Genomic DNA, 13,785 nt, shown 5'->3' on the forward strand with positions numbered 1-13,785 from the left:
CAAATCGTTTGATCTAGCTTAAGGCGCTGTGCTTGCGATGCAAAACAGGTTTTTTGCATCGCAGCTATAGCGCCCTACCATTAGAGCGGTGAGCTGGCGACGGCTGACTCATCGCTGATGAATAAATAAATGTAGGCGCAGGCGCGTCATTTCAAGGGGCTTATCTTCAAGGCTCGCTTAAAAGCATGCTCAGCGGCTTGCCAGCCACAGGCGTGCGATGCTTTCGCAGCGGTCTGCCAGAAGCTCTGCCGTACGGGGTAGCGCCTGTTCTAATGTCATTAGGCCATCGGCCAGCGCAAAGGCGGCGGTAACGCCTTCTTCCGTGCAGGCTTGCCAGCCATCGCCCAGGCTACCAGCGAGCACAATCACCGGCTTGCCCTGGCGCTTAGCGGCGCGGGAGACACCAATCGGCGTTTTGCCCGCTAAGCTCTGGCCATCTAGGCGGCCCTCGCCGGTAATCACTAAATCTGCATCGTTCAGTAATTGGGCAAAATTCGCCTGCTGCATGATCATCTCAATGCCTGGCGTTAGCGTCGCGTTCAAAAAGCAGTGCGCCGCAAACCCCATACCGCCTGCCGCCCCCGCACCCGGCAGTGCTCTGTCATCTTTGCCGAGCGCTTTGGCAGTAAGGTCAGCAAAGTGGCCGAGCGCGCGGTCTAGCGTTGCCACATCGGCGTCTGTCGCGCCCTTTTGTGGGCCGAAGACGGCACTGGCACCGCGTTCGCCCAGCAGTGGGTTATCCACATCCACGGCGGCCTCTACGCGTAATTCGGCCAAGCGCGGGTCTAACGTCGAAAGATCCAGGATCGCAAGCTGCTGGAGTGCGGCGCCGCCTGGAGGCAGCGGCTGGCCCTGGGCATCCAGTAGCGTAGCCCCCAATGCTTGCAGCATACCGGCACCGGCGTCGTTGGTGGCGCTACCACCAAGTAGCAGTAAGGCATGGGTGGCGCCTGCTTTTAGGGCAGCGAGAAACAGCTCGCCTACGCCAAAGGTGGTGGTATGCAGGGCGCTGCGCTCTGCGTGGGTCAGGTGCTGCAGGCCGCTGGCTTCTGCCAGCTCGATAAACGCGGTACGCTGCTCGCTTAGCCAGCCCCAGGCGGCTTGGCGTGGCCGCCCAAGGGCGTCTTGCACCGTGAGCGTACGGCGCTCGGCATGGGTGGCGGCAATTAAGGCATCAAGGCTGCCTTCGCCGCCATCCGCCAGGGGGCAGAGCTGTGTGATGGCGTTGGGCGCTGCCCGTTGAATACCTTGTGCCATGGCCTTGGCGGCCTCTTCGGCGCCCAAGGCGTCCTTAAAACTGTCAGGGCAAAGCAGTACTTTCATCGCACAACCTCCTTAAAACGTTGTCTCAGCGTGTTGTCGTTCTTTTTAATGTCTGTTGGCGAGCTTAGCGCGCTGCTTGGTGACACACCAGCCACGCAGGTAGCGAGAGGATTTATCATGAAGGCCATACCCCTTAGCATTACCTGCCTGTTGGCACTGGCGGGTTGTCAGACGGTTCCTGACCGGCTGCCCCAAGCGGAGCCTGCGCCAGCGGCGGCTTGCTACTTCCCCACCGGCCAGTCTGCGCCAGATGAAACGCTGAGCGTTTTGACGGATAGCATCGACGTGCTGGAAGCCTGGGGGTTTTCGTTGGAGACCACTGATACGGAGCTTGGGCTAGTGAGTGCCTCCCGGGAGCGCGAGCTGATCGGCTACTATGACCGCTATGACTACGACTATGGCTACGGCAGCGGCTTCCGCCTGTTTGGCGGGTTTGGTATTGGTCGCGGCGTAGGGATTGGCGTGGGTGGCTCTTTCGGCCCAGGGTTTGGCCAGCAGCCCGTTGAGGTAGAGCGGGTATCGCTGCTTGCCCGCGATGGCCATCTGCGCATTTCAAGGGACATTCGACGCTTTGACCACCTGGGCGACCTGCGAGAGTCCTATAGCGCCAGTAACGATGATTTCTGTGGCCGTTTCCAGGACGCTTTTTCGTCATCCGTCACACCGCAGGGGGCATCATGACACCATTCCGCCATACCTCATGGGTAGCGCTCACGCTATGCGCCACGCTGTGGCTGGCAGGCTGTGCCACCACGCAACCCCTTGAACCGCGCGAGCTGCGCTATAGCGCGCCAATGGAGCAAACCTTCCGCGAGGCGGTGGCACTGATGGTGGAGCAGGGCTATGTGATACGCCACGCTGACTTGACCTTAGGGCGCGCCGAGGCAAGCCTGGCACGCTGGCCGGAGTATCGCATCCAACTACAAGTAAGCGATGCACAAGGAGGCAGCTTAGTGAGCGTGTCAGCACTGCGCGGTAGCCAGCCGATACCGCCTTATGTGCTAGATCCCTGGCTCGTGGAGTTACAGCGCAAATTAGGAGAATTACCGTGATAAGAGCATGGCCACGGGTATCGGTTCGGCGCACCTGTCAGGCGTTGGTGGTGGGTAGCCTGTTGGCTAGCCCTTTAGCTATGGCGCACCCCCATGGCTGGATCGATATGAGCGTGCGGGTCATTACCAACGACGACGGTGCAGTCACCGGGCTTCATCAAACGTGGCGAATGGACCCCTTTTATAGCTTGGTCGTCATGGAGGAGTTGCAGCAGGTACCAGGCACGAGCCTGGAGCAGGGGCTGGATCAGTTGGGCAGTGAGATTCGCAATAACTTGACTCCTCAGCACTACTTTACCGAGGTGCGGATCGGCGACAAGCCGCAGACGTTTGGCGAGGTCACCGAGTACACCGCACTGGAGCGGGACGGCCGTTTAACGTTTATGTTTATTTTACCGCTGACCTCACCCCAGCCTTTGAGCGGTCAGGTGCTGGAGTATCAAGTCTTTGACCCCACGTACTACATCGAGATGGTACATGAGGAAGAGGGCGACGAGCCCTCTCCTCAGGCGCTGATTCTCAACGGCGAACCCGATTGCACGCTAAGCGTGCTACCCGCCGACCCCGATCCGGAGAAGGTGTTGCAGGCGTCACTACTAGACGTGGACGAGGAAGGCGAACCGGGATTAGGCCGCCACTTTGCGGAAACAGGGCGGGTGGATTGCCGCTAGCGGCCTGCCTGGCTGGTCATGTATAAAGTGTTACTTTATATCTTTTGTGCGGAGGGGGAATGCCGTTAACGGGACGACAGTTGGCCACTGGTGCCCTGGTGCTATTAGGCGTGGCGCTGCTGGTGTGGGCGGTACAGGCGAACTTACAGGGTGCCAGCCTGCAGCTACTTACGTGGCAGCGAGAACTACACCGCAGCCTGACCCTGGCGATTACCGAGTTGTCACGAACGCCTTCCACCGGCACGTGGCTAACGCTGCTTGGCGTGAGCTTCGCCTACGGCGTGTTTCATGCCGCAGGGCCTGGGCATGGTAAAGCAGTATTGGCCACCTATTTGGCGTCTCATGGCGGTGCGACTCGCCGGGCGCTAGGGCTCTCGTTTGCTGCCTCGCTACTGCAGGGCGTGACGGCCATTGCGATGGTGGCGATATTGGTACACGGGCTGGGCTGGGTGACGCGTCAAGCCATGGGCAGCGTGGTATGGGTGGAACAGGCCAGCTTTTTTCTGGTAGCGCTATTAGGGGCTTGGCTCTGCTGGCGGGCGGTGAAGCAGCTACGCCATGCCTATGCCGTGCAGAGTGAGCCGGTCATGGAGCACGTACATGCGCATGATCACAGCCACGACCACAGCCACTGCTGTGGCGGTGCCCATCATATTGAACCCGAGCAGGCGTTGGATTGGCGTACGGCCTTGATGACCGTCGGGGCGATTGGTATGCGCCCCTGCAGCGGAGCGATCTTGATGCTAGGTGCCGCAAGCCTTTTGGGCCAATTTTACGTGGGGGTCGCGTCGGTGGTGGCGATGTCGCTGGGCACGGGCATTACCGTATCGATACTGGCCCTGGCGAGTATTGTAGCCCGAGGGTGGGCCACCAAGCGGCTACACAAGCAGAGCCAGCAACGGGTCGAGAAAGCGGCGGGCTGGGCGGCACTCACCGGTGGGGCCGTGATTATTGCGCTGGGAATTTCCTTAGCGCTGGCCGGTGCGGCGCAGCCTGCCAGCGGCCCGTTACTCAACGAGCCGCCCGCGCGTGGCTCAATGCTGGGCGGTTGAGCTTAAAGCGACAGCCCCTCAATTTGCGCTAGCAGCTGTTCCCGTCGCTCCCCCTGCTGGGCGAGCTCATAAGGCTTGGGAGTGCCGTTGCCCCACACCGGCGCGGGCCAGCTGGCGTCATCGGTATAGCGCACCACTAAATGGATATGTAGCTGGCTGACCACGTTGCCCAGCGTGGCGATATTGAGCTTGTCGCCCTGGAAGGCCTCTTTCATGGCCGCTCCCAGTTGAGTGGCCTCCTGCCAGAGCTGCGCTTGCTCCTCTTGACTGAGTTCAAACACTTCGCTGACCGATGCTACTCTGGGCACTAGCACCACCCAAGGGTAGCGAGCATCGTTCATCAGCAGAGCGCGGCAAAGCGGTAGGTCGGCGAGGGGAAAGGTATCGGCCTCTAAGCGTGGATCGATTTCAAAGGTTGCCAAACGGAGTGCTCCTAAGCCAAACGGTTAGACTAGCATCATAGCAGGCAACGGTTATGTCAGGGAAAACAGGCGAAATGATTAAAACCTGTTACGCTGAAAACACTCCCAGGCGGTAAGGCTGCCGCCGGAGCTTCCCGATGTTGAATGACTTGTTAAGGAGAACACCATGAAAAAACTACTGGCGACTAGCTTTATCTGCTCATCACTGCGGGTGCTCTAGCGGGCTGCAACACCATTGCAGGGGCAGGACAAGACGTTGAAGAGGGCGGCCAAGCAGTACAGGACGCCGCGAGTTAAGGTTCGGTCTAACGGTTTATTGTACAATGTGCGGGCTAGGCAGCAATGCCTGGCCCGCACTGCTATCGAGACAGGGATTTGTGGAGGAAGGTAAACAATGACGCCAGGAAAGCTTTGGATGACCACCACTCAGCGCCATATAAAAGGTCTGGGCAGTGCGCTGGCCGTGATGCTGCTAGCCGGGTGTAGCAGCGCGCCCAATGAGTCCGCTGCGCCTAAGCCGCCGACGGTTGATCAAACCGCGCCAACTAGCCAAGCATGCGATGCCAGCGCCGTGCAGTATGCCATTGGTGCGCCCTTTGATGAGGCCAACGTGGCGACTCTAGAAGAGCAGAGTGGCGCTCGTCAGGTGCGTGTGCTGCGCCCCGGCACTGCCGCGACCATGGATTTCCGTGACGACCGGCTCAATATTCATCTGGAAAGCAACGACATGATTGAGGCGCTGCGCTGCGGCTAACGCAAAATCAGCCATACGCAGGCGGCGCTTACGCGTGCGCTGTCCATTGTGCGCGCGAGCCTAGAGCAGCCGCCCCTGGCAACCGCAACGGTCTAGCTAGTCGTAGCGATCTTTCCAACCCTGATGGCGCACCTGCTCTTTGAGCATGTCGAGCACGTCGTAAAGCACCTGTTCGGTCACTTTGGCGCTGGTGTCGTCGACGGTCAACCAACTGTCAAAGCTGGTGTCGGCGGTGCGCTCGACGAGTTGACGAAAGGCGGGGGAGTGCATGCCTTGCGCCATTTCATCCACCAGCCGCTGGGCGACGCTGCTGATAGAAGCTTGCATCGCGCTTGATGCGGTTTTTCCCATGGGTAAGCGGTGTAGTCGTTGAATTTCCGGGCTCTCCCGCAGCGTGCGGCTCACCAGATCATCGATGGCCGCCATAATGGCGGGGCGATTTTGCTGATAGGCTCGGCCTGCCGTGGCTTCCAAGCGCTCGGCAATTTCATGGATCAGCTGGGTTTTACGCGGCATGATCACCCGCTCGATGACGCGCTCGGTGAGCGAGTCGCTGGCCACGATCTGCTCCTGAGCATTGCCTAGCAAGCGCAGCGCTATACGGTCTGAGAGCTCCTCCAGCAAAATATCGTAATACTTGGTAAAAAATCGATAGACCGACCAACGGGTCACATCGACCAAGCGCAGTCGATGTAACCGGTGTAGGAGCGAAATGACGCGTAAGGCACGTAGCCAACGAAACCCACTGAGTGGGATGCAGCCCAGCACGTCGTACCAGTGTACGAAGGGATAGAAAAACCAGCGGTGATAGCGCCGCTCGGCAATCGCGACGGCCCAGCCTAGCAGCACATCGGCAATAAAGAAGCTGACAAAGACCAAATCAATGGCAATAAATCGGCTGTGAATCGCCGTATCGTAAAAACGGTGAAAACCAGGCGCGATAGCGGCAATCGCTTGGTTGATCGGGCCAATCAGAAACAGTGAGTCAAACAGCAGCAGGCTAAGGTTAATAATAACGGCGGCGAGGATCAGCAGATCCCAGCCGATGTGCGCATACTCAACGGCCTTGGGAAGGCGGGGATAGCGCTGCCTGATGGGCATGATGACTCCTTGTCGTTGAAAGTAGAGCAGCGCTTAGCGCTGCTGGTGATGCTGCTGGGTCAGCTCCTCTTCACGCTCTGCCTGTTTGCGTAGCTTCTTGCGCAGCGCGGCTTTTTCGAAGCGCAGCTTCTGCAGCGGGGTCTCCAGCGCCAGGGGCGGCACCCGGGCAGGTTTGCCGTCGGCGTCCACGGCCACCATGGTGAGGTAACAGCTATTGGTATGGCGAATCAGCTTCTGGCGAATATCCTCGGCCACTACCTTAATGCCAATTTCCATGGAGGAGCGCCCCACGTGATTCACGCTGGCGAGAAACGTCACCAGCTCGCCTACATGGATCGGCTGTTTGAACAGCACCTGATCCACCGAGAGCGTCACCACATAGTGGCCGGAGTAGCGGCTGGCGCAGGCGTAGGCGACTTCATCGAGTTTCTTAAGAATAGCACCGCCGTGCACTTTACCGCTGAAGTTCGCCATATCCGGCGTCATCAAGACCGTCATGGAGAGCTCGTGCTGGCCCGGTAAGGCGCTGTGTTCAAGGCTCTGGTCTGAGGCGTTGGGTACAGCAGAGGCGTCGGACATAAAAGTCACCTTACGATTAAAAATGCCCGCCCCCAGGCGATACCACAGGGGCGGGTGTTGACATCGTGCTTAGCTGCTTAGAACCACACTAAGCCCACGGAAATGATAATACCGGTAATCAACAGCTGGATCAGGCAGAAGCCCATGATGTCCTTAGCTTTCAAGCCGGCAATCGCCAGCACTGGCAGTGCCCAGAACGGCTGCAGCAGGTTAGTCCAGGCATCGCCCCAGGCCACCGCCATGGCCACGCGGGCAATATCGGCACCCAGCGCTTCTGCGGCAGGCAGCATGACCGGTGCCTGTACCGCCCACTGGCCACCACCGGAAGGCACAAACAGGTTCACGATACCGGCGCTGATGAACGACCAGAACGGCAGCGAGTTAGCGGTTGCAAACGAGACCAGCCACTCCGACATGCTCTGGGCCAGGCCCGACTGCACCATGATCGCCATAATGCCCGCATAAAAGGGGAACTGGATGACGATGCCCGCGCCGCCCTTGATGGCTTCGTTCAGGCTGGTAAGCAGGTTGCGCGGTGTGCGGTGCAGCACGATCGCCAGGAACAGGAACATGAAATTCACCACGTTCAGGTTCAGGCTGCCGCCGCGCAGCAGGAAGTGGTCCAGCAAGAACAGCAGGCCAGGTACACCTACCAGCAGGGCCAGCGGCATGCTGTTTTCGAGCTTTTCGGCAGGTCGCGTGATGCGGCCTACGGGCTCTGGCTCGTCGTCTAGCAGTTTGGGATCGACGTACACGCTGTCTTTTTCATCGGGCAGCATCATACGGTTGACCAGCGGTACGGCGATAAAGAGACACACCACAATGGCCAAGTTGAAGAAGGCGAAAATGGTCGAACCCGTGCCAATGACACCGATCTGATCGGCAGAGAAGTGGCCTTCGGTGGCAATCGTCAGCGGCACCGAACCGGCCAAGCCGCCGTGCCACACCACGAAGCCCGAGTAGGCGCTGGCCACCAACAGGCGGTAATCGACCTTGATCAGCCGGGCCAGTTCTTTGGCGAACAGAGCACCGACCACCAGGCCAAAGCCCCAGTTGATCCAGCTAGCGGCTAAAGAGACCAGCGTGACGAGAATAATTGCGCCGCCGGGCGACTTCGCAGTACCGGCAATTTTTTGCAGAATGCGTTTTACCGGTGGCGAACTTGCCAGCATAAAGCCGGTGACCAGCACCAACAGCATCTGCATCGAGAAGGTGAGTAGCCCCCAGAAACCGTCGCCCCACATACGCAGCACGGCCAAGGGTGTTTGGCGCTCCACGGCAATGGCGGCCACAGCGGCAATCAGGGTCAACAATAGAACGAAGATATACGGGTCTGGTAAATAACGCTCGACCAGCTTAACTGCTGGTTTTGATATGAGTTTTAGCATGGAGTGCTCACTTTATTCGTTATTAGGAAGTGCGCGGCTAATATACGGCGGTGCGGCACAATTTTCACCCCTCAACGGCCAATGCGTCGGGTGCTTAACATTGTTACATCACCTTACGTTAGCGCAGTTTGCTCGCCTTGCCCGTTGTGGCGTTCAACGCTGCTGATCAAAGGTGAGAAACGCCGGATGACGGCCGCCAGCGGGTCAGCCGGTAGTGCCGATAATAGCCAATGAGCACGGCCGAGCGGGTGAGCATAAAAAGTGTGAAGGCTAGCCAGAGGCCGTGATTGCCCAGCCCCTGGCATAGCCACCAGCTAGGCAGGTAGACTGCGAGGCCCGCAAAAATGCTGTTGCGCATCTCGCGTACCGCCGTGGTGCCGATAAACACGCCGTCAAGCAGGTAGCTCCAGACGGCAATCAGCGGCATGACCACCATCCACGGCAAATAGCTGGCGGCGGTGACGCGCACGTCGCTCAATCCGGTCAGCATTGCGATCAGTTGATTACCACCCAGGGCAAAAAGCAGCGCCGCCGCAGCGGATGTCCAGAAAGAGAACTGTGCCGTGGCCCGCACCGTGGCGGCAAACTCTCGCCAATCGCGACGCCCGTAAGCGCGCCCTACTAGCGACTCAGCCGCGTGGGCAAAGCCATCCAGCGCGTAGCTGGTCAGCATAATAAATTGCAGCAGCACGGCATTGGCGGCGAGCACGGTATCGCCCTGACGGGCGCCTTGCGCTGTAAAAAACGCCATGGCAAATAGTAGTCCAAGCGTTCGCACAAACAGGTTCGCATTAACACTAAATAACGCCGAATAGGCCTGCAGTGCCAATAGGCGCTGGCGTTGAAAGTGGCCTTCAAGATGCCCCAGCTGGCGCAGCACCAAGTAGCCACCGAACAGCAGCGCGCTGTAGTCAGCGAGCACGCTAGCCAGCGCTACGCCGTTACTGGTCATCCCCAGGCCCACCACAAACCATAGGTCGAGCACGATATTGACGCTATTGGTCAGCACCAGAATCATCAGCGTGACGCGGGAGTTCTGCTGCCCTAAAAACCACCCCAAAATGGCGTAGTTGGCCAGTACGGCAGGGGCAGACCAGAGGCGAATCTCGGCATACTCGCGGGCCAGCGGCGTGGCCTGTACGCTGCCATCTAGTAGCCATAGGCCAAGCGAGATGAGCGGTGTGCCAAACACGATTAATAGTGTGCCGATGACACCTGCCATGATCAGCGACTGGCCTAGCAAGTTGCGCACGTCACTAGGCGACTCGCGCCCTATGGCCTGGGCGACCAGTCCGGTGGTGCCCATGCGTAAAAAGCCAAAGCCCCAGTAGAGAAAGCTAAATAGCGTTGCGCCAAGGGTCACGCCGGCCAGGTAGCGAGAGTCGGGTAAGTGCCCGACCACGGCGGTATCCACCAAACCGAGTAGCGGTACGGTGATATTGGAGAGAATGATGGGCCAAGCGAGGGTCCAAATACGCATTCAGAGTGACCTTCGCTCGCAAACGTTCAGGCACATCTTAAGTGGGCGAGTTAAGCGGCAGTAATGATGCGATACTTCTCCATCAACTGCTCTTGGGTCTCGGGGCGCTCTGGGTCGAGGGGAATACAGTCCACCGGACACACCTGCTGGCACTGAGGCTCGTCGAAGTGGCCGACGCACTCGGTGCACAGGTTGGGGTTGATCACGTAAATCTCCTCACCGGGAGAAATCGCGTCGTTGGGGCATTCCGGTTCGCAGACGTCGCAGTTAATGCATTCGTCGGTGATCATCAGGGCCATGGGCATACCTCACGAATGGCGTGTCACTCGGGTTTTAGATACCCGAGTGTTTTGCTCAACAATATCGATAGCTAGGTAGTGTAGTGCTTACGCAGCGCCTCTGCGACCTGCGGGTGCACCAGGGGGGAAATATCGCCGCCCAGCTTGGCGATTTCCCGCACGATGGTCGAGGAGATATAGGAGTTTTCCACTGCCGGGGTAAGAAACACGCTCTCAAGCTCAGGATTTTGAGCGCGGTTCATATTGGCCAGCTGCAGCTCGTACTCAAAATCGGAGACCGCTCGCAGGCCGCGCAGAATAATCGTCGCGCCCTGTTCGTGCATCATGCTAGTGAGCAGCGTCGAGAAGCCAATCACGCTGACATTCGGCAGCGATGCGCACACCGACTGGGCCAGCGCAATTCGAGTATCCAAATCCAGGCTTGGGTGTTTGCCGGGGCTGGCTGCCACGGCAATCACCACTTTGTCGAACATCCGCGCGCCGCGCTCAATCAGGTCGAAGTGGCCGTTGGTGATCGGGTCGAACGTGCCAGGATAGACAGCGATCTTTTCGCGATGCGCGCTCATGACGGCGTCCCCTCATCCAGTGAACCAAACGGATTATCGGCGACCAGCGAAACCGCGTGGTCATAGCCGGGAATGTGGATACGGTCTGCGTGAATCTCAAGCTCTGGGCCTTCCAGCACCGCTTCGCCAAACTGGTAGCGGGGGGCGTAGCGCCCGCGATCGGCCTCGGCGAGATAGGCAGCGGCGTTAGCGCGTACCGCTTCGCGGCGACCTTTCCACGCTTCTATCGCGGCGCTGCCGTGGCGCTTGGTGAGTAGACGCTCGGTCACCTCTGGCGAGAGCACCACGCCGGTGGCGTTATTACCGCCAAAGCCTTTGGCGTTGATAAAGGCAGCATCGGCGGTAAATGCTTGAGGCGTCGTGAAAAAGCGCAGCCGCTCGGCGTAGACGTCATCGGCCACCGCATCCAGCGTGGGGATACCCGGCAGCAAACCGTGGGCGAAGCTGCCCAGGGCGCTGGCCAGCTGATCACCTGCCGCTGACCCTTGGGAGTGGCCGATGAACGCTTTAATGGCCACCACCGGCCACTGCTTGATGCCGTTCGCGCGGGCGATTTCATCGAATACGTGGGATTCGGTGGTGCGGTTTTTCGGCGTGCTGGTGCCGTGGGCATGAAGGAAGGTGCGTTCTTTCAGCGCGGTCTCTCCCAGCATGTCTTTGACCAGCGCGGCGGCTTTACCCAGGGTGATGTAGTTGCCGATGCCCGGCGCGGAGATAGAGCGCTTATAGCCGTCGGCATTGACAAACACATCGGGCACCGCGCCGAGAATATCGGCCCCTAGCTCTAGGGCAAGGCTGTCGTCCATCAGCAGCAGGAACTGGCTCGCTTCTGCCATGGTGAACCCGCAGTTGCGGGCAAACGGACGGCAGGCGCGCTGATAATCAGCGTCGGTCAGCAGCTCCAGGGCATCCAGCGCTTTTAGGCTGGCGTCATCGGCCAGCGCGCCCATGGCACGGAAGCCTTCGATAATTTCCGGGGTAATCGGCGCATCGGCGGTGCCCACCATCACCACCCGGCGACGGCCTGCGCGGATATCGTCAATGCCCAGGCGCAGGTTGTAGAGGAAGCTGGCGCAGGCGCCTAGCGCTGCGCCGGTGCCGCCTACGCTGCCGAGTACATAGGCATTGAGGAAGTCAGCGGGCATCTGTCCATAGCCCAGCGGCATCTGCTTGGAGGTGGCGCGCTGGCCGGTCACCAAGCTTTTCAATAAGCCGCCCCAGCCCTGGTCATCGAGCTGGCCAATCGAGTTGCCCGCGTACACAGCGATATGGTCGGGGTTGAGCTGCTGGCGCAGGGTTTCCCAAGAGAGGCCGCTGGCGCCCAAGCAGTCGCTGGCGCCAAACACCGCCATGGAGAGCCCGCGAGGATGGTGCACGCTGCGGTAAAGGCTGGCTGGGTCAAAGCCGCTCGGCAGTTGCGCGGCAGCCCGCACTTTAGGCTCTTGGGCGTCCGGTAGCAGCACGTCGAAGATGCCCGCAGGAATAGTCACCTCGACTTCACGGGTATCGATTTCGCGCACCTGCCACCCATCGGGCAACTGGTCGGGTAGCTGGCGGCGGCGCAGTGTCACGCGCAGCGGCTCTGCCAGCGCCAGATCGGCTCGTCGGTTTGCCGGCAGGCCAGGGGCGAGAAAGCGCGGGTCTTCATTGCGGCGAATCAGCGTGTGGTTAAGCACCTGATCGCGCAGCATCTGGGCAGGGGCGTCAATGGGCTGCCCTGCGCTGTCGTGCCATCCGTTGTCGGAGTGCTCGGCAAGGCGCATAAGCGCTGCCAAGCTTTCCACGGTTTGGCGCTGCTGGTCAGCAGGAAGAGCATCAAGCACGGTGCGGCGGAAGGCCTGATGGCCCGAGGTTCTGCCGGCGGGATTGATGCCGCCCATGCCGACAATCACCGGTAAGTGTGACAAGCCGGGTTCCTCGTGGTGCGGTGGTTTTTAATAACGGTTATTGTCAGACCGTGTCGAAAACCTTAACCGATCTGAGCTTAATAGTGAGCTTACAAAAAGGCTCGGGCGTGATCATAGCACCGGGCGTGCAACGGCGTCATGCCGAGTGCGCGGGAGACTGATAGAATCACGCTTTTTTTAACCCAGGGGATGGCATGCAGCACACCTCACGGCCAGTGATTTCCAATCAGCCAGGTCCGCATCACGATGTGGCGCGCCGAGTAGCGCGCGCGTTAGCGCATCCGCTGCGCAAACCCATTGCTGACCACACGCGCCGAGCGTTTGAGCAGGCCGGTGCGTGGCGCCAGCAGCACTCTGCCCCGTTGATTCTCGACGCAGGTTGCGGGGTAGGGCTATCGACCCGGCGGATAGCCATACAGTTCCCCCACCACAGCGTGATTGGCGTTGACCGCAGTGAGGACCGTCTGGGCCGGGAGCACGGTGAGCTGCCGGAAAACGCCCTGCTGGTGCGTGCCGATCTGGTCGATTTCTGGCGACTGGCCCTGGAAGCAGGCTGGACGCCCGAGCGCCACTACCTGCTGTATCCCAACCCTTATCCTAAATCAGCACACTTGAAAATGCGCTGGCATGGCCATCCGGTTTTCCCCACACTGTTAGCCCTGCGCGGGCGGCTCGAGCTGCGTTCGAACTGGCAGCTCTATGTGGAAGAGTTTGCCCAGGCCGTGGAGGTCGTCACCGGCCAAAAGGCAAGCGTTGCCCCGTTGCACCCTAATGGTGACTATCTCACCCCGTTTGAAGCCAAATATGACCAAAGTGGCCAAACACTTTGGCGTTTGTGCATCGACCTGGAGCGCCCATGACATTTGTTTATTTGATTCTCGCGATTGTGGCAGAAGTGATCGCTACCAGCGCGTTAAAAGCCTCTGCGGGCTTTACGCGGCCGCTGCCGAGCCTGCTGGTTGTGGGTGGCTACGGGGTTGCGTTCTATTTATTAAGCTTGGTGTTGCGCACCCTGCCGGTGGGTATTACTTACGCCATCTGGGCGGGGTTGGGCATCGTTCTGGTGACTCTGGTCGGAATAATGGTGTTTGGCGAGAAGCCTGATCTGCCCGCCGTACTGGGGATCAGCCTGATTGTGGCCGGGGTGGTGACGCTACAGGTCTTTTCCAAAATGAATGTGCATTGAGGTAG

16 protein-coding genes and 1 pseudogene are annotated in these 13,785 nt (G+C 59.5%); 8 read left to right on the forward strand and 9 right to left on the reverse strand.

The window, feature by feature from the left end; translation table 11 throughout:
* Positions 1-189: 189 nt before the first annotated feature.
* Positions 190-1,323 carry a glycerate kinase gene (locus AC13CY_RS06970; protein WP_044630146.1) on the reverse strand — a complete coding sequence of 378 codons (1,134 nt, stop codon included), beginning with the start codon at positions 1,321-1,323 and terminating at the stop codon, positions 190-192.
* A gap of 117 nt (positions 1,324-1,440) precedes the next feature.
* Here AC13CY_RS06970 and AC13CY_RS06975 point away from each other — a divergent pair, with 117 nt between their 5' ends.
* Genes AC13CY_RS06975 through AC13CY_RS06990 form a run of 4 tightly spaced genes read left to right on the forward strand, consistent with a single transcriptional unit; the run spans position 1,441 to position 4,098 of the window.
* Positions 1,441-2,004: a hypothetical protein gene (locus AC13CY_RS06975; RefSeq protein WP_089675077.1), complete on the forward strand. Its 564-nt coding sequence runs from the start codon at positions 1,441-1,443 to the stop codon at positions 2,002-2,004.
* Entirely contained in the window at positions 2,001-2,375 is a 375-nt protein-coding gene (locus tag AC13CY_RS06980) for a hypothetical protein (RefSeq protein WP_062363573.1), read from the forward strand. The genes AC13CY_RS06975 and AC13CY_RS06980 overlap by 4 nt, the downstream gene beginning before the upstream one ends.
* Complete coding sequence (locus tag AC13CY_RS06985) at positions 2,375-3,046, forward strand: DUF1007 family protein (protein ID WP_062363576.1); 672 nt, start codon at positions 2,375-2,377, stop codon at positions 3,044-3,046. The genes AC13CY_RS06980 and AC13CY_RS06985 overlap by 1 nt, the downstream gene beginning before the upstream one ends.
* Positions 3,047-3,105: 59 nt before the next feature.
* On the forward strand, positions 3,106-4,098 hold the full coding sequence (locus AC13CY_RS06990) for a nickel/cobalt transporter (RefSeq protein ID WP_044630149.1): 993 nt from the start codon (positions 3,106-3,108) through the stop codon (positions 4,096-4,098).
* Between the two features lie 2 nt (positions 4,099-4,100).
* On the opposite strand, the gene AC13CY_RS06995 is transcribed toward AC13CY_RS06990, so the two are convergent.
* Positions 4,101-4,520 (reverse strand): HIT family protein, encoded by a 420-nt coding sequence (locus AC13CY_RS06995; RefSeq protein ID WP_044630150.1) that lies wholly within the window; start codon positions 4,518-4,520, stop codon positions 4,101-4,103.
* A 166-nt stretch (positions 4,521-4,686) separates the two neighbouring features.
* Between AC13CY_RS06995 and AC13CY_RS07000 the strand changes: the two are divergent.
* Together AC13CY_RS07000 and AC13CY_RS07005 are read left to right on the forward strand one after the other, a co-directional pair.
* Positions 4,687-4,817: pseudogene (locus AC13CY_RS07000) on the forward strand (entericidin A/B family lipoprotein).
* A gap of 118 nt (positions 4,818-4,935) precedes the next feature.
* Positions 4,936-5,274 carry an I78 family peptidase inhibitor gene (locus tag AC13CY_RS07005; protein WP_172514877.1) on the forward strand — a complete coding sequence of 113 codons (339 nt, stop codon included), beginning with the start codon at positions 4,936-4,938 and terminating at the stop codon, positions 5,272-5,274.
* Between the two features lie 96 nt (positions 5,275-5,370).
* Here AC13CY_RS07005 and AC13CY_RS07010 read toward each other — a convergent pair whose 3' ends face one another.
* From AC13CY_RS07010 to AC13CY_RS07040, 7 genes are all read right to left on the reverse strand, one after another.
* Complete coding sequence (locus AC13CY_RS07010) at positions 5,371-6,375, reverse strand: ion transporter (protein WP_483052412.1); 1,005 nt, start codon at positions 6,373-6,375, stop codon at positions 5,371-5,373.
* Positions 6,376-6,408: 33 nt separating this feature from the next.
* Positions 6,409-6,954 (reverse strand): acyl-CoA thioesterase, encoded by a 546-nt coding sequence (locus AC13CY_RS07015; protein ID WP_062375176.1) that lies wholly within the window; start codon positions 6,952-6,954, stop codon positions 6,409-6,411.
* 77 nt (positions 6,955-7,031) lie between these two features.
* Complete coding sequence (locus AC13CY_RS07020) at positions 7,032-8,342, reverse strand: short-chain fatty acid transporter (RefSeq protein WP_062375178.1); 1,311 nt, start codon at positions 8,340-8,342, stop codon at positions 7,032-7,034.
* 166 nt (positions 8,343-8,508) lie between these two features.
* Positions 8,509-9,822, reverse strand: coding sequence for an MATE family efflux transporter (locus AC13CY_RS07025; protein ID WP_089675811.1), 1,314 nt, complete (start codon positions 9,820-9,822; stop codon positions 8,509-8,511).
* A 50-nt stretch (positions 9,823-9,872) separates the two neighbouring features.
* Positions 9,873-10,121 (reverse strand): YfhL family 4Fe-4S dicluster ferredoxin, encoded by a 249-nt coding sequence (locus tag AC13CY_RS07030; protein ID WP_039182874.1) that lies wholly within the window; start codon positions 10,119-10,121, stop codon positions 9,873-9,875.
* 71 nt (positions 10,122-10,192) lie between these two features.
* The gene (coaD, locus tag AC13CY_RS07035) at positions 10,193-10,687 is read right to left on the reverse strand and encodes a pantetheine-phosphate adenylyltransferase (protein ID WP_054641557.1); all 495 of its coding nucleotides are present in this window, start codon (positions 10,685-10,687) and stop codon (positions 10,193-10,195) included.
* The gene (locus AC13CY_RS07040; protein WP_289123341.1) at positions 10,684-12,567 is read right to left on the reverse strand and encodes a beta-ketoacyl synthase; all 1,884 of its coding nucleotides are present in this window, start codon (positions 12,565-12,567) and stop codon (positions 10,684-10,686) included. The genes coaD and AC13CY_RS07040 overlap by 4 nt, the downstream gene beginning before the upstream one ends.
* 221 nt (positions 12,568-12,788) lie before the next feature.
* Here AC13CY_RS07040 and trmB point away from each other — a divergent pair, with 221 nt between their 5' ends.
* Together trmB and AC13CY_RS07050 are read left to right on the forward strand one after the other, a co-directional pair.
* Positions 12,789-13,454 carry a tRNA (guanine(46)-N(7))-methyltransferase TrmB gene (trmB, locus tag AC13CY_RS07045; protein ID WP_058577116.1) on the forward strand — a complete coding sequence of 222 codons (666 nt, stop codon included), beginning with the start codon at positions 12,789-12,791 and terminating at the stop codon, positions 13,452-13,454.
* On the forward strand, positions 13,451-13,780 hold the full coding sequence (locus AC13CY_RS07050; protein WP_058577117.1) for a DMT family transporter: 330 nt from the start codon (positions 13,451-13,453) through the stop codon (positions 13,778-13,780). Before trmB ends, AC13CY_RS07050 begins: the two co-directional genes overlap by 4 nt.
* Positions 13,781-13,785 lie beyond the last annotated feature (5 nt).

This window comes from Vreelandella sp. L-15, assembly GCF_056857635.1.